A 26,262-nucleotide genomic window follows, 5' to 3' on the forward strand; every position below is an offset into this window, starting at 1 on the left:
GGCGTCATTGCTGTGCGGCGTCGATCACGGCCTGCACCGCCGACGGCATGCCCTGGGCGTTGCCATTGACCGTGGGCTTCTTGATATCCACGCCGTGCTCGGCGAGCAGCTTGCTGCCCTCGGCGCTCAGCAGGAAGTTGACGAAGCGCGCAGCGCCCGCGCTATTGGGCGCGTCGTTGAGGATCGTGAGCGTGTAGCTCGCCTTGATCCCCAGTTCGGGCGCGGGATGGATCGACGGAATCTTCAGGTCCGACGTTTCGGTCGAGTAAAAGAAGCCCGCGTCGAGCTGGCCCGACTGCAGACGGCCCACGAGCGTTTCCTCCGGCAGCACCTGAGCGGGATTCTCCGGTGCGCCGAGCGTCTTTTCGACGAGGTCGGGCTGGTTGTACGCCTGGGCCGCCTTCGTCATGAGCTCGACCGTAAATGCGCCCTTCGGGTCGAGCTTGGGATCGGTGCGGCCAATGCGGATGCCGGGCTCACGCAGCACGGCGTCCCACTTCTTCGTCTTGAAGTCGGCGGCGAAACGGCTCTTCGGGTTGTAGCCGATCAGGAGCGGCGACTCGGCGAAATTCACGTACCACGAAACATGATTGCCGTTCGAGTCGCCCATGAGGTTCGCGTTGACCTTCGGGCTCGCGCTGATGAACACGTCGCCACGGCGCAACTTGCCTTTCACTTCATTGGCGATCTTGTTCGAGCCGCCCGCGTAGCCCTTGAAATGCAGGCCCGTTTCCTTCTCGAATGCCGGCCCCACGCTCTTTTCCATCAGGTTCACGAGCGAGCCTGCGTACAGCACGTTGACATCGCTGTGGTCGGCCGCGAACGCGCCCGTGCTCGTGGCGAGCACGCCGGACATCACCACGACGGCCGCGATCAGCTTGCGGATCATCTCTTCTACCCCGTAGCGTTATAAAGGTGCATATATTACGACGAACTGACGGTTTCACGCCATGCGCCTGGCCGGATGGTCAACGTTCCGATAACGGCTGTGCATGCCCCGGCAGCGCCGCTACACTGGGCGCCTGCATTCGGACTCGCGCCGGCGCTTTCGTCGATCAATTTCGTCATCTATATGGAGGCTTTCATGCGTACCAGCGCACGCAATCACTTCTCTGGCCAGATCGCCGCGGTCAAGGCCGGTGCAGTCAACGACGAAGTCACGCTGCGCGTCGACGGCGGCCTCGAGATCGTCGCCATCATCACGCACGGCAGCGCCGCTTCGCTGGGTCTCGCGGCCGGCAAGAGCGCCTTTGCGCTCGTGAAGGCTTCGTCGGTGATCGTGATGGTCGACGGCGACGCCAGCAAGGTTTCCACGCGCAACGTCGTCGCGGGCACCGTCGCTTCGGTCACGAAGGGCGCGGTGAACGCAGAGGTCGTGATCGCGTCGGCGGGCGGCGCGCAGATCGCGGCCATCGTCACGAACGACAGCGTGGACCGCCTCGGTCTCGCGGCGGGCAAGTCGGCGGCGGCGCTGTTCAAGGCGTCGAGCGTGATCGTGGGCGTGGACGCCTGACTAGCTGACGTGCGAGGCGCTCGGCAACGGCGGCGGACATGACCGGGGCCTGGCCCGACGTCGGCGCCGCCGAAGCCCAGTGTCTCGCCACGCTACTCGCGCACGCGTGCCTGCGTCCCGATCACCTGTGGCGCGATCTGGGGCTCGCCGGCCGCGACGACGTCGCGCAAATGCTCACGCGCTTTTCCCCCAGGTGGTCGCGCGCAATCGCGAAGGCTTGCGCTGGAAGAAGCTGCTCGCGCGCGAACTGGCGCGGGCCACGGGCGGCGTGCCGGGACCTGCGCCGGGGTGCCACGGCTGCGAGGATTTTGGCTTCTGCTTTCCCTTGGGGCATTGAACGGCGCGGGCCATCATGGCTTGGGCCATCGTGTATGCTGGCGTCCATGACCTCCGCGAAAAAAAATCAGATCGAGGCCGCCACGCCAACGCCGCGCAGCGCGCCTGAAGTGCGTTTTCGCATGCGTGTCATTCATGACGACACCATCGCGCTCGGGCCAGGCAAGGTGGAACTGCTGGAGGCCGTGCGCGAGCAGGGCTCGATTTCAGCTGCGGCGCGCAGCCTGAACATGTCGTATCGGCGCGCGTGGCTCCTCATGGACGAGCTCAATCGCGCGCTCGCGTCGCCGGCCACCGTGTCCGAACACGGCGGACAAAGCGGCGGAGGCAGCACGCTCACGCCCGTGGGCGAAGAGATCATCCGGCTCTATCGCGGCATCGAGGCGCGCGCCGCTGCCGTGTGCGCGCCCGAGATCGAAGCGCTGAAGAAGCTCGTCAAGAGTTGACCCGCACCTCGGCCATCTGGCTTGGGCCATCCGGCCCGTGCGATTCGGCCTGTGCGATTCGGACTGGGCCATCCGGCCAGGGTGCCGCTCGCTGGCGGTTTCCCGGTATCCTTTTGTCGATGGGCGCGTTTTGAAGTTTTTTGCGTTCATCCGGCAATTACCGAACCGCGATCCAACCGCATCGCAAGCAAGTCTATGGAACCATCGAATTTCGCCCGCGGGAGCCGCGCATGCGCGTAGGCCGCCCCGTCAAGGCGCTGCCGCAGCCGCTGTGCGACTACTGCGGCGCAAAGGCGCTGCTCGCCCGTTACGGCGAGGAAGCCTATCCGTATCGCGACGACCATGGCCCACTCTGGGTCTGCGCGGCCTGCGAGGCCTGGATTGGCGTGCCTGCGCGCAGCACCCGCAACGTGCCGCTCGGGCGGCTCGCCAACGCCGCGCTGCGCGACGCCAAGAGCCGCCTGCACGACGCGCTCGAGCCGCTCGTCGCCGCCAAGGTGCGGCGCGACAAGGTGAACGTCTTCGAGGCGCGCGGACGCGCGTTGCGCTGGGTGGCCGGGGAGCTCGGCTTCGAACTGCCGAATCCGTCGATCCACCATCTGACACTCGAACAGTGCGAGGCGGCCATCCGCCACGTGGAAGCCTTCATGGCCGCGCGCCGCTCGCCCGACGACGCGCGCTAGCGCGGGCGGAGGCGATGGGGCTTCCCACCACAGATTCGTATAGGGCGTCGCGTGCACGGGCTGGCCCGCACGCCCGCGTGCACGCCACCGGCGCTTCGCGCGCCGGCCTGTCACTGACTGTTACATCGATCTTGAGCGGCGGCGCTCAACCTTGGCCGCTGCGTGCCGTTAATGAAGCTGCAAACGCACCTGACTCGATACCGATGGGCGACATGGCCAAGACGATCCCTTTTCCACAGCACAAGACCACCCGCGCCCGGCGGCATAAGGCCGAGTTGCTGCCGATGCCGCGCGCGAGCGCGGACGAACTCGCGCTGCAGCTGCATCTGGCGCTCGCTTCGCTGCGCGCGGGCGGCACACAGCACGACGCGCAGGCGCTCCTCCATGCGCACGTGCTCGCGCAATCGATTGCTGGCGCCGGCTACGGCGCGCTGACCTCCGAGCAGGTCCGCTGCGCCGACGAGGCGATCCTCGCATGCTTCGCGCGCGGCGCGGCCGAGAGCGTGTGGCGGCTCGATGAATCCGGGTTCGAGGCGGTCAGGACGATCGTCGGCATCTACGACCAGCAGTTGCAGAGCGCGCCATTCTGGGTGCTGGCCGAGGCCAGCGAGCGGCTGGAGCGCATGCGCGCGGGCGATTCCAGGCAGCCGATGCGCAAGCAAGCCTGACACAGGCGGCCAGGCGCTCGGATGGGCACGCGCATTGCGGGCCATCTGCGAGGCTGCCGGCCGATCCCGCCTGAGCTGCCTGGGCGGTTCGTTTCAATCGGTCCGTCCGCACAGGAATCGCCGCCACGAGACCTCAATTGCTTATGTATCGCCGGCAAACAGGGCTGGATACAGCGAGGGGTGTCCAGCGCATCGTCCCGCGCCGCGGCGATGCGAGCGGAAGTGCCGTGCAGTGGCCATGTGGCGGCATTGGCACGAGATTTGACGGGCGGCGCGAATCGTGTTGACTTCCGGCAGTGGGCGTGACTAAAATTCGCCCGTCTTAACAAAAGGGGCTGACGCCTTGGACAGTAGCAGTTGTCGATCTTCGAATAGTTTCGCTGCCTGACCGGCACGACGTCCGCGCTCCCTTTCTTTCAGCCGCCGTCTTGCCAGCCAGGCAGACGGTGCGCGTCTAGCAGCCATTTCCGTGCACTTTAATTAGCGTCGACCCGGCGCAGCCGCGTTTCTATCGCGCGCCGCGCAGGGCCGACATTGCGCCGTGAGCGACTTTCTCGCTCGCGGCACGGTCCGTTCATGGCGCGCATCGCAGCGATGCGGCGCGAGGCACGGACCGCCACTTGCGTGGTGCTCGGCCCAGGCCGATGCGATCGGCGCCCGCCAGCGCGCGCCAGCCGCTTTGCCTTGCCGCCATTCGGGACTCGCCGCGCGCTGGCCGGACTGGCGCGCCGCGCGTTGCGGGGCGCAAGGGCGGGTAAGAGCCAAATAGCAGCAAACAGGCCGCAACAAGCCGCAACATCCAGAAACGCTGGTGCTTCAAGACATGAATCAGTTCAACCTGTTATTCGCCCCGGGAGGCTGCTGATGGAGTTCAGATTCAACCTGAACCGTACGGCCAACGCCTCGGCGTGGCGCGTGCTGCCCAATCGCTGGGACTTCGTGGCGTTCCCGCTGATCATCTGTTTGATCGCCATGGCCGTGGTGGGCTTTCACGAGACCATGGCGCCCATCGCCACGCTCAAGACGCAGACGATCTCGCTCGACCCGGCCAACCTGCCCGAGTACGCCATGCGCACCACGCTGCGCATGCTCGCGGCCATGGTCGCCTCGCTCGCGTTCACGCTGGTCTACGGCACGCTCGCGGCCAAGAGCCGGCGCGCGGGCCAGGTGCTGGTGCCGATCCTCGACATCCTGCAGTCGGTGCCGGTGCTCGGCTACATCTCGTTCACGGTCACCTTCTTTCTCGCGCTGTTTCCCTCGCGCGTGCTGGGCGCGGAGCTTGCGGCGATCTTCGCGATCTTCACGAGCCAGGCGTGGAACATGACCTTCAGCTTCTATCAGTCGCTGCGCACGGTGCCGCGCGATCTGGACGAAGTCTCGCGCGGCTTTCACCTCACGGGCTGGCAGCGTTTCTGGAAGCTCGAAGTGCCGTTCTCGATGCCGGGTCTCATCTGGAACATGATGATGTCGATGTCGGGCGGCTGGTTCTTCGTGGTGGCCTCCGAGGCGATCACGGTGGGCAACAACACGATCACGCTGCCGGGCATCGGCGCGTACCTGGCGCAGGCGATCACGGAGAAGAACCTGCACGCGGTGGGCTGGGTGATTCTCACGATGACCGTGGTGATCCTGGCCTACGACCAGTTCCTGTTCCGCCCGCTGGTGGCGTGGGCTGACAAGTTCCGCATGGAGAACACCTCTTCGGGCGACGCGCCCGAGTCGTGGCTGCTCGACCTGATTCGCCGCACGCATCTGATTCATCAGTCGCTCGTGCCGATGGGCTTTTTGCTGGCCACGCTCGCGCGCGTGCCGTTCCGGCTGCCCGCCGCGCTGACCTCGTCACTGACGTCCATCGCGGCGCCCGCTCCGGCGCGCGGCGAAGGTCTGCGCGCGAAGATCGGCGATGTTATCTGGGCCGTGTTCGTGATCGCGCTCACGGTCTACGTGGTCTGGCGCGTGGTCGCGTTCGTGCGCACCGGCGTCACGCTCGACGAAGTCGGCCATGTGTTCGTGCTCGGCCTCATCACGCTGTTGCGCGTGGTGCTGCTGATCGCGATTGCCTCGGTGATCTGGGTGCCGCTCGGCGTGCTGATCGGCCTGCGTCCGGCGCTTGCCGAAAAGGTGCAGCCGCTCGCGCAGTTCCTCGCGGCGTTCCCGGCGAACCTGCTGTTCCCGGTGTTCGTGATCGTGATCGTGCGCTTCCATCTGAACCCGGACATCTGGCTCTCGCCGCTGATCGTGCTCGGCACGCAGTGGTACATCCTCTTCAATGTGATTGCGGGCGCAACGGCTTATCCCAACGATTACAAGGAAGCGGCCAAGAACTTTCGCATTCGCGGCTGGCAATGGTGGCGTCAGGCGATGCTGCCGGGCATCTTCCCGTACTACGTCACGGGGGCGATCACGGCCTCGGGCGGCGCGTGGAACGCGAGCATCGTGTCCGAGTTCGTGCAGTGGGGCGACACCAGGCTCCAGGCGCACGGCCTGGGCGCGTATATCGCGCAGATGACGGCAGCCGGCGACTTCCCGAAGATCATTCTGGGCATCGCGATGATGTCCCTGTTCGTTACGCTGTTCAACCGCGTGCTCTGGCGTCCGATGTACACGTTCGCCGAGTCCCGGCTGCGGCTCGATTGAGATGGAGTAAATCATGCTGAATCCCAGGATCGTCTCATCCGACCTGCTGCCGATGCGTCCCGTGCCGGGCCAGGAAGTGCTCGCCGTGAAGCACGTATCGCGCGGCTTCGCGAAGAAGGACGACGAGCGCCTCGTGCTCGACGACGTCAATCTCACGCTGCGCGAAGGCGAAATCGTCGGGCTGCTCGGCCGCTCGGGCTCGGGCAAGTCCACGCTTTTGCGTATCATTTCCGGCCTGATCGAGGCCACATCGGGCGAAGTGAACTGGCTCGGCAAGCCGCTCGAAGGGCCGGCCGAAGGCGTCTCGATGGTGTTCCAGACCTTCGCGCTGTTTCCGTGGCTCACGGTGCTGCAGAACGTGGAAGCGGGCCTCGAAGCGCAGGGCGTGGGCGCGCGCGAGCGCCGCGAGCGGGCGCTGGCCGCCATCGACCTGATTGGTCTGGACGGCTTCGAAAATGCCTACCCGCGCGAGCTTTCGGGCGGCATGCGCCAGCGCGTGGGCTTCGCGCGCGCACTGGTGGTGGACCCGGCGCTGCTGCTGATGGACGAGCCGTTCTCCGCGCTCGACGTGCTGACCGCCGAAACGCTGCGCACCGATTTGCTCGACCTGTGGACGCAAGGCCGCATGCCGATCAAATCGATGCTGATCGTCACGCACAACATCGAGGAAGCGGTGTTCATGTGCGACCGCATTCTGGTGTTGTCGTCGAATCCGGGGCGCGTGGTGGCCGAGATCAAGGTGCCGTTCAAGCACCCGCGCAACCGCCTGGACCCGGCGTTCCGCAAGCTCGTCGACGAGATCTACGCGAAGATGACCGCGCGCGAAGCCGCCGAGGCCTCGCAGCGGCGCCTGGAAGTGGGCAGCCGTTTGCCGGACGTTTCCACGAACCTGATGGCGGGCTTGATCGAGACGCTGGCGGCGGCGCCTTATCACGGCCGCGCCGACATGCCCGAAATCGCGCGCTCGCTGCATCTCGAAGTGGACGACCTGTTCCCGATCGCGGAGGTGCTGCAACAGCTGGGTTTCGCCGACGTGCGCGACGGCGATCTGCTGCTCACGCCGCCCGCACGCGTGTTCGCGGAGATGGGCACGCAGGCGCGCAAGCTGATGTTCGCCGACCATCTGCTGCGCAATGTGCCGCTCGCGGCGCGTATCAAGAAGGTGCTCAACGAGCGTCCGGGGCATCGTGCCCCGCGCGTGCGCTTCGAGCAGGAGCTCGAAGACTTTCTCTCCGACGTGGCGGCGGAAGAGACGCTCGATACGGTGATCGACTGGGGTCGTTACGGCGAGATCTTTTCGTATAACGATCAGTCGGAGATTTTCAGTCTCGAGGATGTCGAGGCTTGATCATCGCTGGTCATGCCGGCTGAGCGAACCGCGCCGCTCAGCCGGTCGAAGCGCCAAAGCAGCGGCCGCACGAACGCGCCTGACCCAGGCGCAGGCGCCCGGCGCTCACTCTCACTTCACCCCCGCATTCGCACCGGCAAAGCCACAGGCCGTCGCCGAGATAGCGATCCGTCGTCAACTGGCCGAATACCTCACCGCCCCGCAGCGCCCGCGAGCCCGGCCGGGATCGCCACACGCGGCGCTGCTCGCGGCAGCCGCAATCCCGCGTCTGGCCGCGCTCCACCGCATCCAGCGCAGCGCTCACGTAGTCGCCGCAACGGCACTTCCAGAGCCATGCACCGGCGCCGAGATATCGAAGCGCGACCAGATCGCCGAAGGTCCGGCCAGTGACATCGCGACTCGGCGGGAAGGGCCATTCGGGCGGCAAAGGGGGAGGGAGGCGCGGGTTCACAAAGAAATCTACTGGGCTACGGTATCGTGGCAACACACGCAGATCTTGTTGCCTTCCGGATCCCGAAAGTATGCACCGTAATAATTGGGGTGGTAGTGGACCCGCAAGCCGGGAGCGCCTTCGCTGGCAGCCCCGTGAGCCATCGCGCTGGCGTATGCGTTGTCGACCGAGCGGCGATCCGGTGCAAGCAACGCGACCATCTGGCCGTTGCCGCATTCGGCGGGGTTGCCGTCGTAGGGGCTGCCGATAAGAAAGAGGGGGCGCGGCGCGCCCTCGGCCATCCAGCCTGCCCACGGTTTATCGGCCTCGCAAAACTTCAGCTTGTGTCCCAGCTCGCGCATGACGAGTGAGTAGAACTGGAAGGCGCGTTCAAAGTCGTTAACGCCTACGTAGACATGCGAAATCATATTGTCGATTCCTGTTCGGAAGTCCTGCCGCGATCCAGTCTTTGCATGTGCGGTTACAGCGTTTATTGGCGCAACGCTGATTCGGCTCGTCGCGATGAGGTGTGCTGCGGTAACAGCACGCAAGCCTCGCCGGCACCTATGGTTTCAAGCAGGATGGAAAGCGGTTTCTATTCTCACGGTCGACGAAAATTGCGGCAAGTGCAGCTTCTACCACTACGACGGCCATAGTTGGGCTCACGTTCCGAAGGGACGGACGGGACCGCCGATTCATGTTCGGTACGAACGAGCCGCGAAGCTCTCCCGACCGTATTCATGCAAAGGTGAGCTTCTTCGGGAGCGGTGACGAAGCGACTGCCTGGCCGCTTCACGCCACACGTAGGTCATTGATTGGACTGAAAACTCCGCCGCGAGCGGGACGCGCGGCAACGGCCCGGCGCCGCTAGAGGTGAGCATTTTCGGGAACGCCTGCGAAGCACTACGAAGGTGAGACCGGCTCACGCGAGCCGCGCACCGACCCCGGCTTCAATTCGGCTTGCCACGCGCTTCATTGCGCGGGCGGCGCGCCGTGCCGCCATCGTCATCATCATCCCCCGATGCACGCCGGTCATCGCCGTACATGCGCCCTTCCACATCGCTTCCACTCGCGCGCCCAATCAAAAAACTGCGCTGCGGATTCGCCAGCTCGATGCCACGCTCCGTGAAGCGCGCCAGCACGCGCCGGTTGAACTCGCGCTGCACGCCCCATCTCGCCGAGTCCTTGCACTGCATCTGCCCCACCAGCGTCACGCTCGCGCCATCCACCTGATCCACGCCCCAGTACGCGAAGTCGCCGAGGATGCCCTTCTTGTACGCCTCGTCGTTGCGGATCTCCGCGCCGATTTCCTTGAGCGTATCGATGGCGCGCTGCAGGTCCGCGCCATGCGCGATCAACACCTTCACCGCCGCATTGCCGATGCCGCGGTTCGTGTTGTTCACCGTCGTCACCGAGCTGAACGGCACGGTGTAGAGCGAGCCGTCGCCGCCGCGCAGGCGCACCGTGCGGATCGAGAGAAATTCGACGGTGCCCGAAACGCCCGCGACCGTGACCCAGTCGCCCACCTGCATGGCGTTCTCGGTGAGCAGGAAGATGCCCGTGATGAAGTCCTGCACGAGCTTTTGCGAGCCGAAGCCGAGCGCCACGCCGAAGATGCTTGCGCCCGCAATCAATGGCGCGGTGTTCACGCCGAGCTGCGAGAGCGCCGTGAGTCCGACCACCACGAGGATCGCGACGAACAGCGTGGTGCGGAACATCGGCAGCAGCGTGCGCAGGCGCGCGGCGCGCACGAAGTCGCCGGCATCGGTCCACGCGTTCAGGCGCCGCTCGGCTGCGCCGTTCGCGGCTTCCCAGATCACGATGGCCACGGCGACGGCGATGGCGATCGTCAGCAACGCGGAGCCGATCAGGTGCCCGATGGACGCGTTCGCGATGAGGCGGCCCGGATGCAGGCCCCATACGCGCATCAGGATGTCGAGCGTGACGATCCACAGCACGGTGACCACGATGCGCCGCAGCGCCGGGTAGTAGCGATACGCGCGGCGCTGCGCGATCGTCATGTTCTTGCCGTTGCCGCTCGGGTCGAACATCCGGCCGAGCGCGCCGAGCGTGACGATGGCCACCATGCGCGCGGCGAGCAGCACGGCGAGCGAGATGCCGCCGGCGCGCACGAGCTCGCGGTAGCCGCCGCGCAGGTCGAGCGCCCAGACGAACCACAGCGCCATGACGACGAAGACGGCCGCAGCGGCCCAGATGTCGGCGAACCAGTGCACCAGATACGCGAACGATCTGCGTTCGGCGGCCGACTTGCGGATGGCCGCGGCCACCGGCTGGCGGCATTGCAGAATGGCCACGGCGAGCGCGACGTGCGCGAACAGGATGACGAGCTTGAGCAGGGCGAGATGCGTGTCCTCGGTCATGCCGAGCGGCACCGCGCCCCCGAGCGCGCCGCCCACGCCGCCGATCACGACGATGCGCTCGACCCAGCGCTGCGCGAATGTGGCCCAGGTGCCGGAGAGCGGCATGAGCCGCAGGGCGTCGGCGTCGGGCGCAAAGAGCATGTTGCCGATGGCGACGATGATACGGCAGACCACCCACGTGTCGACGACCTGGCCGACGGCGGCGGCGGGTGCGGCGTCCGCGGGGCTCAGCAGCGAGAGCACGCCGGCGGCGCACAGCCCGAATGCGATTACGGGCACGAGTTCGAGCAGGGCAACGAGCAGCGTCCAGGGCAGGCGCTTGAGCAGGCGCCAGTGCTGCGCGCCGCGGATGCGGTGACGCGCTTCGCGCGCGAGCGAGGCGATGCGCTGCCCGGAGGCGTTGTCGGCCTCGGCGGTGAGGGCGCTGGCTCTTGCGCTGGCGTGCTCGTCGAGGCTGGTGTCAGTGTGAGGGGGCGTGGCGGCGGGCGCCATGCCGGCAGCGGCACGCAGGGTGGCCTGATCGGTTTTTGCCGGCTCCACGCCGGCTGCTTCAGACGCTGAAGATGAGGAATCCTTTGTATCGGGCGCATCTGCGGCATTCGACTCCACCGCTGGGCTGCCGTCCGTGCCTCGAGCCTCGTCCGCATCCTGCGTGACAGCCGCATGCTCGACGATTGCACGGCGCGGCTTGCCAATCGCGCGGCGCAGGAACGCCTCGATCGCGAGCGCCGGCACGAGCGTGAGCAGCAGCACGCGCAACAGCGAGAGCAGCATCGCGTGGCCTTGCGGCGTGCCGATGCGGGTGCTCCACCACTCGCGTGCGGACGCAACGTCGAAGAGCGCCGCGCGCGCGCGCAGCAGTCGCTGGCCGACGGCCTGCACGCCGCGCGCGGCACCGTCGGCGATTTGCAGCACGAGGCCATTCGAGCGCAACGCGTTCGCGAGCGGCGCGGACGCCGCGGTGCGCTGGCCGCCGATGCCGCTGCGGCGGCGTTGGCGCCCGCTGGAGCCGCCGTGGCGGCCGAGGCTGGCGTGGCGAGCGCGCCCGCGGCGGCGATCGCGCGCAGCGTGTCCGTCACGTGCGCACGCTGGACCGGATCGTCGAGCACTCGCAAGGCCGCGTTCGCCTGCGCGGGCGTCAGCACGACGGGCGCGGCGGGGTTCGCTGGCGAGGCGGTGGCGGGCGCCGCCGCGCTGCACGGCGCGGCGCCGGGCAGGGCAAGCAGCAACATGCAGGCGAAGGCGGCAATCAGCGTGTTGCGGCATTGCGCGGCACGCGACTGTAAGCGGGAAGAAAGAGACATCCTGGGCATGGGAGGAAAGCGATATCGAATCGTGATCGCCGTGCGTGCGCAAGTCTCGTGCCCCGATTTCGCGGGGCAGGTCATGGACGCGACGGCACACGCGGCGTGAGAGCCCAAAGTATGCGCCGTGCGGCAGCGTTTCAGGCGCGCAGCGCGCACCCGTTGTGCCGGCATCAATCAACGCTGATTTAGGACACGGGCGTCGACGCGCGCCAAGGCTTGCGCTTTTCCTGCTTCGCGCGCCAGCCGAAGGAGCCGCGCCTGCACGATACGGATTGCTGATGATGTTCTGCTAATTCATGATATTGCAACTAACAGCCAATCCAGCGAGCCGACGGCGACTGCGATGCTGCCCGAGATGTTCCCGCGTGCGGTGCGCGCGACGGGCATGGCCATCGTCTATAGCGTGGGCGTGGCGATCTTCGGCGGCTTCGCGCAGGCCATTGCCACCTGGCTCATCAAGCTCACGGGCGACCTGCACGCGCCCGCCTGGTACGTGATGGTGTGCGTGGCGCTTTCGTGCCTCACGCTGCCATTCATTCGCGACCTCACCGGCAAGCCGCTGGAGGATTGAGGGCGGCGTTCTAAGCGGCCCGGCGCGCCGCTTCCAGATTTGCATCGAGCTGGCGCGCGAGGCCGTAAAGCATGCCGAGCGCCGGCGCGGCCACCCCCGCGCGCTGCGCGAGTTCATAGGGCGCGCCCAGCAGCGCTTCCACTTCGAGCGTGCGGCCGGCTTCCACGTCTTGCAGCATGGAAGTCTTGAACGCGCCCAGCTTGCGCGTGATGGCATTGCGCTCGTCGATGCTCATGGCAAGGCCGATGCCGAACGCCTCGCCTATCGCGCGGGCTTCGGCCATGACTGCTTTCACGAGGGTCGCCGTCAGCGGGTCGTCGAGGATCACGTCGGCGCTCGAACGCGTGAGCGCGCTGATGGGGTTCATCGTCATGTTGCCCCAGAGCTTGGCCCAGATTTCATGCTGGATCTGCCCGGTGGCCTGGACTTCGAAGCCCGCTTGCACGAGCAGCGCGCACGCTTCGTTGGCGTGCGCCGGCGTGCGCTGCGAAGCGCCGCCCACGATCAGCAGATTGCCGCGGCCCTTGCGGATCACGCCGGGTCCCGCAATCGACGACGAGATATGCACGACGCAGCCCGACGCTTGCGCGGGCGGCAGCGCCGCCGACACTGCGCCGCCCGGATCGACGGATTCGAGGTGACGGTCGCGGCCCGCGCCGTGGGCGCCGCCGAACTCCGCGAGGAACCACCACGGCACGCCGTTCATCGCGGAGACGATATGCGTGTGCGGTCCAACGAGCGGCACCAGCGAGGCGGCGGCCTGCACCAGCGACTGGCCCTTGAGGCAGACGAACACGATGTCCTGCGCGCCGAGCGCGGCGGCGTTGTCGGTGGCGTTCACGCGGGCCGTGTAGCGCGAATCTTCCTCGAGTATCGTGAGGCCGTCGCGGCGGATGGCTTCGAGATGCGCGCCGCGCGCGAGCACGTTGATCTGTGCGCGGTTATCCGCGCGCGCGAGCCGTGCCGCAATGAGGCCGCCGATCGCGCCGGCGCCAACTACCGTGATGGTGCGTTGCGGGGCATTCACGGCTTACTCCTTGTATGAAGGGTCGATGCGCTCCACGCGCCGGATCAGCGCCGCGAGCACGTTCTCGCCTGCGCCATGCGCGGGCGAGAACTGCAGCGCGTCGCGCGTGGAGCGCGCGGTGATGGCCGGGTCGATGGGAATGGTCTGGCCGCGCATCGAGTCGGTGACGCACTGGATCTCGCACGCGCGGTTGAGCGTCCAGAGCAGCACGAACGCGTGCGCGAGGCTCGTGCCATGCGCGAGCAGGCCGTGATTGCGCAGGATCAGCAGGCGGCGGTCGCCCATCGATTTCAACAGCCGCGGCTTTTCTTCGTCGTGCACGGTGATGCCTTCGAAGTCGTGATAAGCCACCATGCCGTGCAACTGCGCCGAATAGAAGTTCGTGTATGCGAGGCCGCTTTCCATGCACGCGACGGCGAGGCCGGCCGTGGTGTGCGTGTGCATCACGCAATGCGCGTCGTCCACATGGGCGTGAATCGCGCTGTGGATCACGAAGCCGGCCGGGTTGATCGGATACTCGCCGGGGCTCAGGATCTGGCCGTCCAGATCGACCTTCACGAGGTTCGACGCCTTGATCTCGTCATACGCGAGGCCGAACGGATTGATCAGGAAATGCTTCGCAGGACCAGGCACGCGCAGCGTGATGTGATTGAAGATCAGCTCGGTCCAGCCCAGCAGGTGAAATACGCGGTAGGTGGCCGCGAGCTTCACGCGTGCGGCCCATTCCTGCGGCTCGCACCAGTCGGGGCGAGCGGCTTCGTCGGGGGTTGCGCTCATGGGGCGTCTCCGTTTTGAGTTGGCGCGACGGCAACGATATCAGACGAAATGGAAGCCGATGCCGCCAAGCGGCCCGTAGTCGGCATGGAAGGTGTCGCCCGCGCGCGCGGTAATGGGCGCGGTGAACGAGCCGCTCAGGATCACGTCGCCGGCTTCGAGGCGTTCGTCGTGGCGCGCGATCCGGTTCGCGAGCCAGGCCACGCCGGTGGCCGGATGATTGAGCACGGCGGCGGCCAGTCCGCTCTCCTCGACTGCGCCGTTCTTGTAGAGCAGCGCGCCCACCCAGCGCAGGTCGACGTCGAGCGGCTTCACCGGGCGGCCGCCCAGCACCACGCCCGCGTTCGCGGCGAAGTCCGAGATCGTGTCGAACACCTTGCGCGGCGCCTTCGTTTCGCGGTCGAACTGCTCGATGCGCGCGTCGATGATCTCGATCGCGGGCGTGACATAAGCGGTGGCATCGAGCACGTCGAATAGCATGACGTGCGGCCCTTGCAGCGCACGGCCCAGCACGAACGCGAGCTCCACTTCCACGCGCGGCGCGATGAAGCGCGCAGCAGGAATGTCGCTGCCGGCCTCGATGAACATGCTGTCGAGCAGCGGCGCATAATCGGGCTCGTCGATTTGTGAGGCGCGCTGCATCGCGCGCGACGTGAGGCCGATTTTGCGGCCCTTGATCATGTGGCCCGCCGCGAGCTTGAGCTTGACCCATTCGCGCTGGATCGCGTAGCCGTCGTCGATCGTCATCGACGGATGGGCGCGTGAGAAGTGGCGCAACTGCGTGCGCGTGCGTTCGGCTTCGTCGAGCTGCGCGGCCAGCTCGCGAATGCGTTGCGGATCCAGCATATCTATTCCCGATGGTTGCGATGCAAGCGCTCAGGTCTTGAGCCGGGCATGCAGGTTGTTGTGCTTCCATGCGCCTTCTTCGCCGAACTCGACGATTTCCAGCGAAAGCGCGAGCCCGTGCGCGGCGAACGCTACGGCAAAGTGCTGCTTGATGGCTTCGAAGAGCGCATCGCCGGTGGCGCGGCGTACCTCGGGCGCGCGGCCCGCGCCGATCTTCAGGCAGCCGTGCAGGAAGGCGTTGTGCGGATCGCCATCGGCGACGAAGTACTGCTCGCAGCGCAGTGCGCGCGTGCGGATGCCGCCACGCGGGTACACGCGTGCGCCGCTCGCGTCGCGTTGCGAGTCGAGCACGTGTGCGAGCATGGCGCACAGTTCGCCGATGTTTGCTTCATCGGCGAGATTGGCGCTGTATTCAAGGGTGAGATGCGGCACGAGATGCTCCTTCGAAATTCAGGCGGGCAGCGGCGTGACCGGAAAAACCGCGTTGATCTGCCCGGTGCCGGAACTGCCGAAATATGGCGTGACGACTTCGGCGCGGCCTGCGTAGCGGTCCCAGCCGAGCGCACCCAGCAGCATTGCGGTGTCGTGCATGCCGCCTTCGCCCCAGCATTTTTCGGCGTAGAGCGGCAGCATTCCGCAAAAGGTGGTCCAGTCGCCGCGTTCCCAGAGCGAGACCACATGGCGGTCCGTGGCTTCGAGGAACGGGTCCCAGACCTTGTGCATGAACTGCTCGGCCGTGCCGTTGTTCGCGAAATGGTGGCTCAGCGATCCGCTCGCGAGAATCGCGACGGTGCCGTCGTAGCGTTCCTCGATGGCCCGGCGCACCGCGAGGCCGAAGCGCGCGCTCGTGGCGAGGTCGTGCCACATGCACCAGCCCGCGACGGACACCGTTTTGAAGTGCTGGTCGGCGTTCATGTAGCGCATCGGCACGAGCGTGCCGTATTCGAGGTCCAGCGTGGTCTCGCTGTGCGCGCGGCTCTTTACGCCCATTTCATTGGCGACATCGGCAAGCAGGTGGCCGAGCGCGGGATTGCCCGGGTACGCGTATGGCATGTTCTTGATGAAATGCGGCAGCTCGTTGCTCGTGTAATTGCCTTCGAAACGCGGCGCGCAGTTGATGTGATATTCGCTGTTCACGAGCCAGTGCACGTCGAACACGACGATCGTGTCCACGCCGAGCTCGCGGCAGCGCCGGCCGATTTCGCGGTGGCCGTCGATGGCGGCCTGGCGGCAGCCCTTGTGCGGCCCGTCGAGCTCGGAGAGGTACATCGACGGCACGTGGGTGATCTTGGCGGCCAGCGCGAGTTTGCCCATTGCGGCTTCCCTATTTAAACGCCCCAGCGCGGAATGGGATGCGAGCCCATCGACACGCACACGTTTTTCGGTTCGAGAAACACTTCGTAGCTCCAGATGCCGCCCTCGCGGCCCACGCCCGAAGCCTTCGAGCCGCCGAACGGCTGGCGCAGATCGCGCACGTTCTGGCTGTTCACGAAGCACATGCCAGCTTCGACAGCGGCGGCCACGCGCAGCGCGCGCCCCGTGTTCTCGGTCCACACGTAGCTCGACAGGCCATAGGCGATGTCGTTCGAGAGGCGAATGGCATCGGCTTCGTCGTCGAACGGAATCAGGCACGCAACCGGCCCGAAGATCTCTTCCTGCGCGATGCGCATGCGGTTATCGACATCGACGAACACCGTGGGCTGCACGAAATTGCCCTGTTTCAGGGCGTCGGGCAGTGCGGGCGCATCGAGCCCGCCGCACGCGAGCGTTGCGCCTTCCTTCGGCCCGAGCTCGATATAGCTGCGCACCTTGGCGAGATGGCCCTGGCTGATCATCGGGCCGACCACGGTATTTTCGTCGAGCGGATCGCCCACCGCGATGCGCTTCGCGCGCTCGACGAAGCGCGCGGCGAACTGCGCGTAGATCGAGCGCTGCACGAGAATGCGCGAGCCCGCCGTGCAGCGTTCGCCGTTGTTCGAGAAGATCATGAACACGGCGGCGTCGAGCGCGCGCTCGAAATCGGCGTCATCGAAGATCACGAACGGCGACTTGCCGCCCAGCTCCATCGAAAACTTCTTGAGGCCCGCGGTCTGCACGATACGGTTGCCGGTAGCCGTCGATCCCGTGAACGAAACGGCGCGCACGTCGGGGTGCGCGACGAGCGGCTCGCCCGTTTCCTTGCCGAAGCCGTGCACGACGTTCAGCACGCCTGATGGAATGCCCGCTTCGAGCGCAAGCTGGCCGAGCATGGCGGCGGTGAGCGGCGACAGCTCGCTCATCTTGAGCACGGCGGTGTTGCCGAACGCGAGGCAGGGCGCGACCTTCCACGTGGCCGTCATGAACGGCACGTTCCAGGGCGAGATGAGCGCGCATACGCCCACGGGATGAAACAGCGTGTAGTTCAGGTGCGTGCTGGTGGGGTAGGTATGGCCGTCCACCGCCGTGCACATTTCGGCGAAGTAGGTGAAGTTGTCGGCGGCGCGCGGCACGAGCTGCTTGCCCGTTTGCGAAATAGTCTGTCCGGTGTCCTGCGTTTCCGTTTGCGCGATCTCGGGCACGTTCTTCGCAATCAGCTCACCCAGTTTGCGCACGCATTTCGCGCGCTCCGCCGCCGGCTTTGCGGCCCACGCAGGAAAGGCATTTTTCGCGGCGCGCACGGCAAGGTCGATTTCCTCCGCGCCGCCGCGCGCGACTTCCGCGAGCACCTGCTGGTTCGCGGGATTCACGGTCTCGAAGTAGTCGCGCCCCGCATGGGCGCGGCCGTCGATCAGGTGTTCGATGCGCATGGGGTTCTCGCTTACTGCGTGGAAGCGCGGCCGAACTCGGCGTTGGACGCGATCGTATTGACAAGACGGCCGAGGCCGTCGACTTCGCAAATCACTTCGTCGCCGGCATTCACGTTGACGACGCCTTCGGGCGTGCCCGTGAGAATCACGTCGCCGGGCGCGAGCGTCATGAAGCCGCTCAAATACTCAATCAGCTCGGCGATGCCGGTGACGAGGTCGCGCGTGTTGCCGCGCTGCTTCAATTCGCCGTTCACGTACGTGCGCAGTTCGAGCGCGTTGACGTCGGCGATATCGGCGGCATCGACGAACCATGGCCCGAGCACGGTGCCGCCGTCGCGATTTTTCACGCGCAGGTTCGGGCGATAGTAGTTCTCCAGATAATCGCGGATCGCGTAATCGTTGGCGATGGTGTAGCCGGCGACGTACTGCATCGCGTCTTCGCACTTCACGTCCTGCGCCGTGCGGCCGATCACCACTGCGAGCTCGCATTCGTAGTGCATGAAGGCGACATCGGCGGGGCGGCGCGTGACGCCGCGATGCCCGATCACGCTGCCCGGCCCCTTGAGGAACACGAGCGGCTCGTCCTGCTTCGTGAATTGCAGCTCTTTGGCGTGCTCGGCGTAGTTCAGGCCCAGCGCGAAGATCGTGCCTGGCTCGAACGGCGCGAGCCAGACCACTTCATGCTCTTCACGCACGCGGCCATCGGCCAGGCGCACGCGCGCATTTTCCAGCGGACCTTCGGGTCTCGCTTCGTGGATGGCGCCTGCGTAGGCAACGCGTCCTCGCATCATGCTGCGGCTCCTTGCGCCGCAGTCGACGCCGCAGTTGGCACAATGAATTCGATGGCAAGGGCGGGCCAGTCCGCAATGGAAATGGTTGCGCGCGCACCTGAATGCACGACGGGCGCGCCATGCGGCACGCCGAGCGTGAGCACGTCGCCAGGCGAGAGCGTCATGAAATCGGTGACGTCCGCGAGCAATCGCGCGACGCCGCGCACGCAGGTGGACGTATTTGCGCTGAAGCGCGGCGTGCCCTCGACATCGACGTGGATCGCGAGCCGGTCCGGATCGGGGACATGCCTGCGCGCCTGCACCGTCGGGCCGATCACGCAGAAGCCGTCGCGAGCACGAAAGCGCACGGACGGGCGATAGACGCTCTCGTGCGGCACACTGAGGTCGGCGACCAGCGCATAGCCCGCGATGTAATCGAGCGCTTCGCCCGGCGCGACGCGCGTGGCGGTCCGGCCGATCACGATGCCCAGCGACGCGCCAACCTGCACGCCTTGCGCGTCCGGCACGCTCACGCGCGCGCCATGGCCGGCGAGGGTATTGCGCGGCTTGAGATAGAGGATGGGCGCGCGCGGCGGCGCCTTGTAGGGCGCGGCGTTCATGGCGTCGCCCAGGGCTTCCAGCGCGGCGCTGTCGTTGAGCAGCGTGCCGTACACGGCGCCGGGAATGGGGGCGCGGCAGCGGGCGCCACCGGCCAGCAGCGCGCGCGCCGCACTTGCGCTCACGTCGCGCGGCAGCGCCTCGCCTTCGAGATGCAGCAGGTGGTCGGCCAGTGAAAACATGTCGTGACTCGTGTTCCCGAAAATACTAATATGTAAGTGAGTCTGCGCTTGCTATGATCGAGCGTCAACCATCGACGAAGATTTCGCGGGTTTCCCCTGGAATGAAGTGAACCAAGCCACCATGTCCGATTCCTCCCGCATGTCCGCGCGCGTCGCGCACCGCAATCTGCCCATGCTGCTGCTGCGCGCGCGCGAAAAGATGATGGAGCGCTTTCGTCCGTTGATCACGGCGCATGGGCTCACGGAGCAGCAGTGGCGCGTGATTCGCGCGCTCAACGAGAGCGGGCCGCTGGAGCCGCGTCAGATCTCCGATTTGTGCACGATTTCGAGCCCGAGCATGGCGGGCGTGCTTGCGCGCATGGAGGCGCTGGGCCTCGTGACGAAGGAGCGCTTTGCCGACGACCAGCGGCGCGTGCTCGTGAAGCTCACGAAGAAGAGTCACCAGCTCGTGAAGGCGATTTCGAAGGATCTGGAGGCGCGCTACAAGACGCTGGAAGCGGAGGTGGGGCCGGAGGTCGTGGGGCGTGTATATCGGGCCATCGACGATTTGCTGGCCGGGCTCGAGTGAATGCGCGCGGGGCGCCTGACAATGCTCTAGCGCCGGCTCTGAAAAGGTGTGCGCTCAGCCCAGCGCCGCGAACGCCGCATCGAGTTCGGCCGCCGCGCCAGGGCGCACCACGCGCGCGACTTCTGCGCCGTCGCGCAGGAAGATCAGCGTGGGCCACAGCTTCACGCGAAACGATCGGCCGAGTGGGCGGCCCGGACCGTCTTCCACCTTGATGCGACGCACGCCCGGGCGCTTCGCGAACGCATCGCCAATCACGGGCTGCGCGCCCTGGCAATACCCGCACCAGTCGGTGCCGAATTCGAGCACGGCGAGACCGCTCAGCGCATCGATTTCCTGGCGGGCCGGGGCTTTGGTGGCGTAGCTCATTGGATCTCCTTTCAAGTCGACGTCATACGATACCGCAGGCGGCCACCGCGCGCTGGCGGCGCCGCATGGCGCCGTGCGCCGCTCAGGCGAGCGCGCGCGTGGCAATCGTCGCGGTCGACTCGATGCGCTCGATGAGCCAGCCATCGTCGCCATGCGCGGCGGCGATGGCGTCGATTTCGGCGAGCAGCGTGTCGAGCTGATCGCCGAGGCGCTCGCGCGCGAGGCTCGACATCGAGAGCGGGCGCGCCTTCAACTGCTCTGCGCTCACGCGCCGGTACTCGATCACCGAAATGCGCTCGATGGCGGCGAACGCCGAGCGCGCGAGCACGTCGGTGTGACTCTCCCAGTTCGGCGAGCGGCGCATTTCGCGCGCGGGATCGGTATTGGCGTAACGGTCGAGCAGGTCACGATAGTGCGCGGCCCAGGGGCGCTGCGGGTCGTCGAGATGCGTGGTGTTGAAGAGCGTGACGGCGCCGCGCTCGCTGAGGATCGCGTCGAGCCGCGCGAGCGTGTCCACGCGATCCATCCAGTGAAACGCGCGCCCGATCACCGCCAGATCGAAGGTGCCGAGTGCGGGCGAGAGCTCAAACGAACTGCCGCGGCGGTACTCGATGTTCGGCGCAATGCCCGCGCCGAGTTGCGCGGCTACGTCGAGCATGGCGGGCTCGGGGTCGATCGCCACGGCGCTGCTCACCCAGCTTGCGAAGGCGAGCGAGAGCTGGCCGGGGCCGCAGCCGAGGTCGAGCAGGCGCTGCGTGCCGTCCAGGCCGGCGCGCTGCGCGACGCGGCGAATCAGTGCCGGCGAGTACGCGGGGCGGCCGCTCAGGTAATGCGGCGCGGCGTTGTGAAAGCGTTCGGGAATGAAGGGCGTGACCGGGTTCATGGGCTCTTGGATGATCGGGTTCGCGGCGGACTCGCTCAGTCTGGGGATGTGCGAGGGGCGCGTCAAGGCGAACGAGCATGCGTTTGCCGCAAAGGTGAGTATTTTCAGGAGTGAGCGAAACGCTGCGCGCGAGCGCACCGTCCAGGTTCCGTGCGCGTCGTGTTTCCATCATGTCACCACAGAGAAAGTGCCCTGAAACAAGGGGGGAATGTGCAACGAAGCGCCGGATACGCGGGTGTGTCGCCTGGCGTTGCCGAGCGCTGAAACCCGCGCTCGAATGCGTCTCCATTGCACAAGGGTGAGCGTTTCCGGGATGTTCCGGAAGCCGGCTCGCACGCAACCGGCTTGCCAGGAAACTTGCCGGGAAGCGATCGAACCGGCGCTTGTTTTCAGGGCTTTTCTTGACGCTCGCCATGAGCCTTGGCAAGCGTGAGCGGCGCACGCACCGGCAGGATGGGCACAAAGGTGAGAAGATTCGGGACCCGCCCGGGGCGCTGCCAGGCCGCCAGGCAACCCCGGCGGCGGCCAATGGACGACTGCTTGCGATGGGTATATAACAGCAGTGCGGGATTTTTTTTCCACGAAGTACCAGCAAGGGGAAACGGTTCATCATGACGAGCGACGACACGCAAAAGGATGACGCTCAAGCGGCAGGCGGCGACGCGCAGAAGCACGATCTGGAGAATCTCAACGCGGCGTTGTCGCACGTCGACGAAGGGGTGAAGAGCGGCAGCATCGCGAGGGGCGCGGCCAAGGGCCTCCTCTTCAGCCTGATCGAGACGCTGGGCGCGCTGGTGGGCGACCCTGACCTGCCCGAACATGCACGCTCGGGCTATGAAGGCTTGCTTGAAGCGGCGCGCGAGCTGCGCGTGAAGCTGGAGCGCTGAGTAACCCAGGCGCTTCGCTTTGAGGTTTCAAGATTCAAGGTTCGGCGAGCAACGCGGCGGCCAGCCCGTGCGGCGCCTCGCCGATCCGCAATGCCGGCGTGCCGTGCCAGTCCGCGCAACGTTGCAGCGCGCGCCGCAGATCGCTCACGAGACGGCCGCTCACGCGCACGCCCGGCTCCAGATGCAGCGACTTCAACTCGAATACCGCCTGGGCGCGATGCGCCTTCGCATCGGCGCGGCCGATCAGTTTACCGCGGCTCAAGATAGGCAGTACGAAGTAACCGTATTTGCGCTTGTGCGCGGGCAGATAGCATTCGATTGCGTAATCGAAGCTGAATAACGCCGTCGCGCGCTTGCGCTCCCATACGACCGGATCGAAAGGCGAGAGCAGCGTGGTGGCCGTCGAGGCCAGCGCGCCGCTCGCGGCGTCGTCGATGAGCGGCGCGAAATCGCGATGCACGAACGCATCGTGCTTCCAGTCTTCCACGCGCACGGGCACGAGTTCGCCCGCGTCGGCGAGCGCGTGCAGCGCCTCGGCATACGGGCGGCGCGGCAGGCGGTAGTAGTCGGCGGCCCAGTCGGTGCGGATCACGCCCAGCGCCTGGCATGTGCGCAGCAGCAGCGTGCGCTCGGCGTCGGCGCGCGCGGGCAGATCGCGCGCGTCGCTCCAGTCGGGCAGCACGCGCTCGGTCACGTCGTAGACGCGCTGAAAATTACGGCGCTTGGCCACCATCAGCGCGCCGGTCGCGAACAGCACCTCCAGGTGGCGCTTCTCGGGCTTCCAGTCCCACCAGCCGCTGCCTTTTTCTCCTTTTTCTCTCGCGAAGTCGGCAGAGCGCACGGGACCGTTCGCGCGGATGCGTTCGAGCAGCGCATCGATCTCGCGGCGATGCTTCGCATGCCATTCAGCCGGATATTTCCAGCCCATGCCCGACGGGTCGAGCATGCGATGGCGCAGCAGGCCGTAGTCCTCGATCGGCACGAAGCAGGCCTCGTGGGACCAGTATTCGAAGAGCCGGCCTTCGGCGAGATGCGCGTCGAGCCAGCGCGTGTCGTAAGCGCCGATGCGGCTGAACAGCACGAAATACGGACTGCGCGCGACCACGTGAATCGTGTCGATTTGCAGTTGCGCCATGCGGCGGATGGCGGCGAGCACGTCGTCCGCGGTGGCCTTGCGGCGCGGCGGCGCGAGCAGCCCTTGGGCCGCGAGATGGAGCGTGCGCGCCGCGGCGAGCGGCAGCGTCACGGTGGTGCGAGATGGTTGCGCGCTGGCCTCGGCTGCGATGTCGAGCGCCGCCTCGTCACGCATGCAGGCCCGCCATCGCGGCCATGGCCGCGGGCGTCACGGTCGCGCGCGGCACGCTGGCTTCGCTCAGCCACTGGTGAATCTGCGCGACCACGGCGGCGCCTTCGCCCACCGCCGCCGCAACGCGCTTGGTCGAGCCGGCGCGCGCATCGCCGATCGCGTAGATGCCGTCGACCGAGGTGGCGAGGCTGCACGAGGTGTCGTTGGCGCCGGTGAGCACGAAACCGTTCATGTCGAGCGCCACGCCGCATGCGTGCAGCCAGCCGGTGTTGGGGTCCGCGCCCGTGAAGAGGAACAGATGGCGTGCGTCGAAGCGCTCCGCGCCCGACACAGGGCACGGCGCTTTCAGGCGGATGGCCGCGAGCCCCGCCTCGTCGTTCTCCAGCGCGCCGACCTCGCACGATGGATGCACGGTGACGTTGGGCAGCGAGGCGATGCGGTCGATCAGATAGCGCGACATCGTCGATTCGAAGCCGGACTTGCGGATCAGCACGTCGAGATGGCGCGCGTGCGAGGACAGATAGACGATCGCCTGGCCCGCCGAGTTGCCGCCGCCCACCAGCACGACGTTCTCGTGCTTGCAGAGCTTCGCCTCGACCGGCGAGGCCCAGTAATAGACGCCGCGCCCCGTGTAGCGGTCGAGCCCGTCGATCGCGGGCTGCCGGTACTTCGCGCCGCTCGCGATCACGACGGTGCGCGCACGCACGTTGCCGCTGCAGGTTTCGAGGCGGCGCGGCACTTCGTTGCAATAGAGCTTGCGCACCATGACCGGGATGGCCACATGGGCGCCGAACTTCTGCGCCTGCACGAACGCGCGGCCCGCGAGCGCCTGGCCCGAGATGCCGGTGGGAAAGCCGAGGTAGTTCTCGATGCGCGAGCTGGCGCCCGCCTGGCCGCCGGGCGCGCGCGCGTCGAGCACGATCACCGAAAGGCCTTCGGAGGCCGCGTACACCGCGGTCGCGAGGCCCGCCGGGCCGGCGCCCACCACGGCCACGTCGTAGACGCGCTCGCCGTCGAGGTCGGGCAGCAGGCCGAGGCAGGTGGCGAGCTCGGGCGAGGTGGGATGGCGCAGCACCGTGCCGTCGGGGCAGATCACGAGCGGCAGGTCCTCGGCGCGCGCCGCGAAGCGCTCGATCACGCAGAGCATGCTGCTTTCGTCGCGCTCGTCGAACACCGAGTACGGATGGCCGTTGCGCGAGAGAAAGCCCTGAAGCGAGAGCATGCTGGGGTCGTCGTGCTTGCCGACCAGAATCGGGCCGCCCGCGCCTTTCTCGATCAGCGCGACGCGCCGCAGGATCAGCGCCCGCACGATGCGCTCGCCGAGCTCGGCTTCGGCGACGATGGCCGCGCGCAAGCGCTCGGGAGCAATCAGCAGCGCCTCGACAGGCTCGAGCGCCAGGCCGTCCACCAGCGACGGACCGCCGGAGAGCTGGCCCACTTCGGCGAGGAAGCTGCCGGCCCCATGCTCGTTGATGATCCGCTCGCGTCCAAGCCCATCGCGCTGCAACACCTTCACGTGGCCGGACAGTAGCACGAACATGCCTGGGCCGGTCGTGCCGGTCTGGAACAGCAACTCGCCCGGCGCCCAGCGACGCCGCTCGCCGAAGCGCGAGAGCCGCGCGATCTCCTCGTCGAAGAGGATGGGGAACATCTGGTGGCGCCGCGTGGAGAGCGTCGAGAAGGGCGCCTCGGCGGGTTGCGGCTGCGTATCGGAAAACGTGGAGTTCGAGGCCTCGCGCAGAGGCATCGCGGATGCGTCGGTTGCAATAGCGCCCATCAGGCGGTTCTCCTCATGCGCGCGGCGGCGCGAGGACGCCGCGTGGATCTGCGCGGCTCAAACAGGTTTCGGCGTGATGTTGACCGGCACCTCGGGATGTTCCATGACCTGCAGCGGTTCGAGCGTGCGGCCCGCATCGCGCCAGGCGTCGAGGCCGCCGAGCAGCGGCAGCACGTCGACGAAACCAGCCTCGGCAAGCTGCTTGGCCATCCATGCCGCCGAGATCTCGTTGGGGCACGAGCAGTAAATCACGAGCTTCTGATCGCGCGGATACTTCTGGATGATCTCCTTGAGCTGGCGTTCGTCGGCGAACAGCGAGCCCGGGATGATGAACGGATCGAGCTTGCGCTTTTCCGCCGAGCGGATGTCGAAGATCACGGGCGGCGGCTGGTTGGTCATCGCGCGATAGAGGTCGTCCACGGTGATGCGCGCGTTCGCGAGCTTCTTGATGAGCTGGCGGCGGCGCTGCCACCGATACGCCGCGTACAGCAGCAACAGCACGAGGATCACCACCGCGGTGAGACGGCCGAGGCGGCTCGCACCCGCGAACAGCATGTCGATTTGCGGGGCGAACAGCACGCCGATCAGGAGACCGGTGCCCGACCAGAGCGCCGCGCCAATGCCGTCGAAGCCCACGAACTGGCGGTAGGGCGTGCCCATTGCGCCGGCCATCGGCACGGAGACGATCGACAGGCCCGGCACGAACTTGGCGATGGCGAGCACGCGCACGCCCCAGCGGCCGAAGAAGCGCTCGGTCTTCTTCACGCAGGTGTCGCGCGAGAGCGAGAGCTTGCAGAGCGTCTTGAGCGTGTTGCCGCCGTAGAGCCGGCCGGCGAGAAACCAGACACTGTCGCCGATGAGCGTGGCGACGATGGACAGCCCGAGCACCGGCGCAACCTGCTGGCCGATCGACCCGGGATGCATGGCGGCCATGGCGCCGAACAGCACGAGCGCCGGCATCGCGGGCACGGGCAGGCCGAGCGATCCGGCCAGCACGTTCAGGAACACGAGCGCAGGCCCGTACTGCGCGATGAGGTCATGTAGCATCGACTGGCTTCCTTGTCCCGGGAGCGCCGCACGGAGGGGCGCGAACTGGAAGAATAACGTTTCGATTATGGACGCATTTCGACAGCGTGCAAGCAAGGTCCAAAG

General features: G+C 66.8%; 25 protein-coding genes and 2 pseudogenes. 11 read left to right on the top strand and 16 right to left on the bottom strand.

Features of this window, described 5'->3' with window-relative positions; translation table 11 throughout:
- Positions 1-4 precede the first annotated feature (4 nt).
- Positions 5-856, bottom strand: coding sequence for an extracellular solute-binding protein (locus tag PWP93_RS18615; RefSeq protein ID WP_421046113.1), 852 nt, complete (start codon positions 854-856; stop codon positions 5-7).
- Positions 857-1,084: 228 nt separating this feature from the next.
- On the opposite strand from PWP93_RS18615, the gene PWP93_RS18620 reads away from it, so the two are divergent.
- The 7 genes and pseudogenes from PWP93_RS18620 (at position 1,085) to PWP93_RS18650 (ending at position 7,631) form a co-directional block, all read left to right on the top strand.
- Complete coding sequence (locus PWP93_RS18620) at positions 1,085-1,513, top strand: TOBE domain-containing protein (protein WP_421045458.1); 429 nt, start codon at positions 1,085-1,087, stop codon at positions 1,511-1,513.
- 56 nt (positions 1,514-1,569) lie between these two features.
- Positions 1,570-1,850 (top strand): annotated as a pseudogene (locus PWP93_RS18625) (nitrogen fixation protein NifQ); the annotation flags it as partial.
- 46 nt (positions 1,851-1,896) lie between these two features.
- Positions 1,897-2,295 (top strand): winged helix-turn-helix domain-containing protein, encoded by a 399-nt coding sequence (locus PWP93_RS18630; RefSeq protein WP_421045459.1) that lies wholly within the window; start codon positions 1,897-1,899, stop codon positions 2,293-2,295.
- Positions 2,296-2,525: 230 nt separating this feature from the next.
- Complete coding sequence (locus PWP93_RS18635; RefSeq protein ID WP_421026316.1) at positions 2,526-2,978, top strand: zinc-finger-containing protein; 453 nt, start codon at positions 2,526-2,528, stop codon at positions 2,976-2,978.
- A gap of 212 nt (positions 2,979-3,190) precedes the next feature.
- Positions 3,191-3,646: a hypothetical protein gene (locus PWP93_RS18640; RefSeq protein WP_421026317.1), complete on the top strand. Its 456-nt coding sequence runs from the start codon at positions 3,191-3,193 to the stop codon at positions 3,644-3,646.
- A gap of 843 nt (positions 3,647-4,489) precedes the next feature.
- Positions 4,490-6,283 (top strand): annotated as a pseudogene (locus tag PWP93_RS18645) (ABC transporter permease); the annotation flags it as partial.
- 13 nt (positions 6,284-6,296) lie between these two features.
- Positions 6,297-7,631 carry an AAA-associated domain-containing protein gene (locus PWP93_RS18650; protein WP_421045460.1) on the top strand — a complete coding sequence of 445 codons (1,335 nt, stop codon included), beginning with the start codon at positions 6,297-6,299 and terminating at the stop codon, positions 7,629-7,631.
- 459 nt (positions 7,632-8,090) lie between these two features.
- On the opposite strand, the gene PWP93_RS18655 is transcribed toward PWP93_RS18650, so the two are convergent.
- Positions 8,091-8,489, bottom strand: coding sequence for a VOC family protein (locus tag PWP93_RS18655; RefSeq protein ID WP_421045461.1), 399 nt, complete (start codon positions 8,487-8,489; stop codon positions 8,091-8,093).
- Positions 8,490-9,011: 522 nt separating this feature from the next.
- On the bottom strand, positions 9,012-11,357 hold the full coding sequence (locus PWP93_RS18660; RefSeq protein WP_421045462.1) for a mechanosensitive ion channel family protein: 2,346 nt from the start codon (positions 11,355-11,357) through the stop codon (positions 9,012-9,014).
- A gap of 99 nt (positions 11,358-11,456) precedes the next feature.
- Between PWP93_RS18660 and PWP93_RS18665 the strand changes: the two genes are divergently transcribed.
- Positions 11,457-11,855 carry a hypothetical protein gene (locus PWP93_RS18665; RefSeq protein WP_421045463.1) on the top strand — a complete coding sequence of 133 codons (399 nt, stop codon included), beginning with the start codon at positions 11,457-11,459 and terminating at the stop codon, positions 11,853-11,855.
- 237 nt (positions 11,856-12,092) lie between these two features.
- Positions 12,093-12,320, top strand: a complete 228-nt coding sequence (locus PWP93_RS18670) for a hypothetical protein (RefSeq protein ID WP_421045464.1) — start codon at positions 12,093-12,095, stop codon at positions 12,318-12,320.
- A gap of 10 nt (positions 12,321-12,330) precedes the next feature.
- Here PWP93_RS18670 and PWP93_RS18675 read toward each other — a convergent pair whose 3' ends face one another.
- Genes PWP93_RS18675 through PWP93_RS18710 form a run of 8 tightly spaced genes read right to left on the bottom strand, consistent with a single transcriptional unit; the run spans position 12,331 to position 19,323 of the window.
- On the bottom strand, positions 12,331-13,347 hold the full coding sequence (locus PWP93_RS18675; RefSeq protein WP_421045465.1) for a 2-dehydropantoate 2-reductase: 1,017 nt from the start codon (positions 13,345-13,347) through the stop codon (positions 12,331-12,333).
- Between the two features lie 3 nt (positions 13,348-13,350).
- Entirely contained in the window at positions 13,351-14,124 is a 774-nt protein-coding gene (locus PWP93_RS18680; protein ID WP_421045466.1) for a class II aldolase/adducin family protein, read from the bottom strand.
- Between the two features lie 39 nt (positions 14,125-14,163).
- The gene (gene hpaH, locus PWP93_RS18685) at positions 14,164-14,967 is read right to left on the bottom strand and encodes a 2-oxo-hept-4-ene-1,7-dioate hydratase (RefSeq protein ID WP_421045467.1); all 804 of its coding nucleotides are present in this window, start codon (positions 14,965-14,967) and stop codon (positions 14,164-14,166) included.
- Between the two features lie 30 nt (positions 14,968-14,997).
- Positions 14,998-15,399 carry a 5-carboxymethyl-2-hydroxymuconate Delta-isomerase gene (locus PWP93_RS18690; protein ID WP_421045468.1) on the bottom strand — a complete coding sequence of 134 codons (402 nt, stop codon included), beginning with the start codon at positions 15,397-15,399 and terminating at the stop codon, positions 14,998-15,000.
- An 18-nt stretch (positions 15,400-15,417) separates the two neighbouring features.
- Positions 15,418-16,281, bottom strand: a complete 864-nt coding sequence (gene hpaD, locus PWP93_RS18695; protein ID WP_421045469.1) for a 3,4-dihydroxyphenylacetate 2,3-dioxygenase — start codon at positions 16,279-16,281, stop codon at positions 15,418-15,420.
- A gap of 14 nt (positions 16,282-16,295) precedes the next feature.
- Positions 16,296-17,753, bottom strand: coding sequence for a 5-carboxymethyl-2-hydroxymuconate semialdehyde dehydrogenase (gene hpaE, locus PWP93_RS18700; protein WP_421045470.1), 1,458 nt, complete (start codon positions 17,751-17,753; stop codon positions 16,296-16,298).
- Positions 17,754-17,764: 11 nt separating this feature from the next.
- Positions 17,765-18,544 carry a fumarylacetoacetate hydrolase family protein gene (locus PWP93_RS18705; RefSeq protein WP_421045471.1) on the bottom strand — a complete coding sequence of 260 codons (780 nt, stop codon included), beginning with the start codon at positions 18,542-18,544 and terminating at the stop codon, positions 17,765-17,767.
- Positions 18,541-19,323, bottom strand: coding sequence for a fumarylacetoacetate hydrolase family protein (locus PWP93_RS18710; protein ID WP_421045472.1), 783 nt, complete (start codon positions 19,321-19,323; stop codon positions 18,541-18,543). The genes PWP93_RS18705 and PWP93_RS18710 overlap by 4 nt, the downstream gene beginning before the upstream one ends.
- 172 nt (positions 19,324-19,495) lie before the next feature.
- Between PWP93_RS18710 and hpaR the strand changes: the two genes are divergently transcribed.
- Positions 19,496-19,891 carry a homoprotocatechuate degradation operon regulator HpaR gene (hpaR, locus tag PWP93_RS18715; protein WP_421046114.1) on the top strand — a complete coding sequence of 132 codons (396 nt, stop codon included), beginning with the start codon at positions 19,496-19,498 and terminating at the stop codon, positions 19,889-19,891.
- A gap of 54 nt (positions 19,892-19,945) precedes the next feature.
- Here hpaR and PWP93_RS18720 read toward each other — a convergent pair whose 3' ends face one another.
- Both PWP93_RS18720 and PWP93_RS18725 read right to left on the bottom strand, forming a co-directional pair.
- Entirely contained in the window at positions 19,946-20,257 is a 312-nt protein-coding gene (locus PWP93_RS18720) for a thioredoxin family protein (protein WP_421045473.1), read from the bottom strand.
- 82 nt (positions 20,258-20,339) lie between these two features.
- Positions 20,340-21,140 carry a class I SAM-dependent methyltransferase gene (locus PWP93_RS18725; protein ID WP_421045474.1) on the bottom strand — a complete coding sequence of 267 codons (801 nt, stop codon included), beginning with the start codon at positions 21,138-21,140 and terminating at the stop codon, positions 20,340-20,342.
- A 611-nt stretch (positions 21,141-21,751) separates the two neighbouring features.
- Here PWP93_RS18725 and PWP93_RS18730 point away from each other — a divergent pair.
- A complete protein-coding gene (locus PWP93_RS18730; protein WP_421026334.1) occupies positions 21,752-22,027 on the top strand; it encodes a hypothetical protein in 276 nt (91 codons plus the stop codon).
- A 34-nt stretch (positions 22,028-22,061) separates the two neighbouring features.
- On the opposite strand, the gene PWP93_RS18735 is transcribed toward PWP93_RS18730, so the two are convergent.
- The 3 genes from PWP93_RS18735 to PWP93_RS18745 all read right to left on the bottom strand — a co-directional run bounded on the left by PWP93_RS18735 (position 22,062) and on the right by PWP93_RS18745 (position 26,157).
- Positions 22,062-23,336: a winged helix-turn-helix domain-containing protein gene (locus PWP93_RS18735; RefSeq protein ID WP_421045475.1), complete on the bottom strand. Its 1,275-nt coding sequence runs from the start codon at positions 23,334-23,336 to the stop codon at positions 22,062-22,064.
- Positions 23,329-25,080: an FAD-dependent oxidoreductase gene (locus PWP93_RS18740; protein WP_421046115.1), complete on the bottom strand. Its 1,752-nt coding sequence runs from the start codon at positions 25,078-25,080 to the stop codon at positions 23,329-23,331. The genes PWP93_RS18735 and PWP93_RS18740 overlap by 8 nt, the downstream gene beginning before the upstream one ends.
- Positions 25,081-25,167: 87 nt before the next feature.
- Positions 25,168-26,157 (bottom strand): DedA family protein/thiosulfate sulfurtransferase GlpE, encoded by a 990-nt coding sequence (locus tag PWP93_RS18745; RefSeq protein ID WP_421045476.1) that lies wholly within the window; start codon positions 26,155-26,157, stop codon positions 25,168-25,170.
- Between the last annotated feature and the right edge of the window lie 105 nt (positions 26,158-26,262).

It is taken from the genome of Paraburkholderia sp. A1RI-2L, assembly GCF_048957375.1.
Classification (GTDB): domain Bacteria; phylum Pseudomonadota; class Gammaproteobacteria; order Burkholderiales; family Burkholderiaceae; genus Paraburkholderia.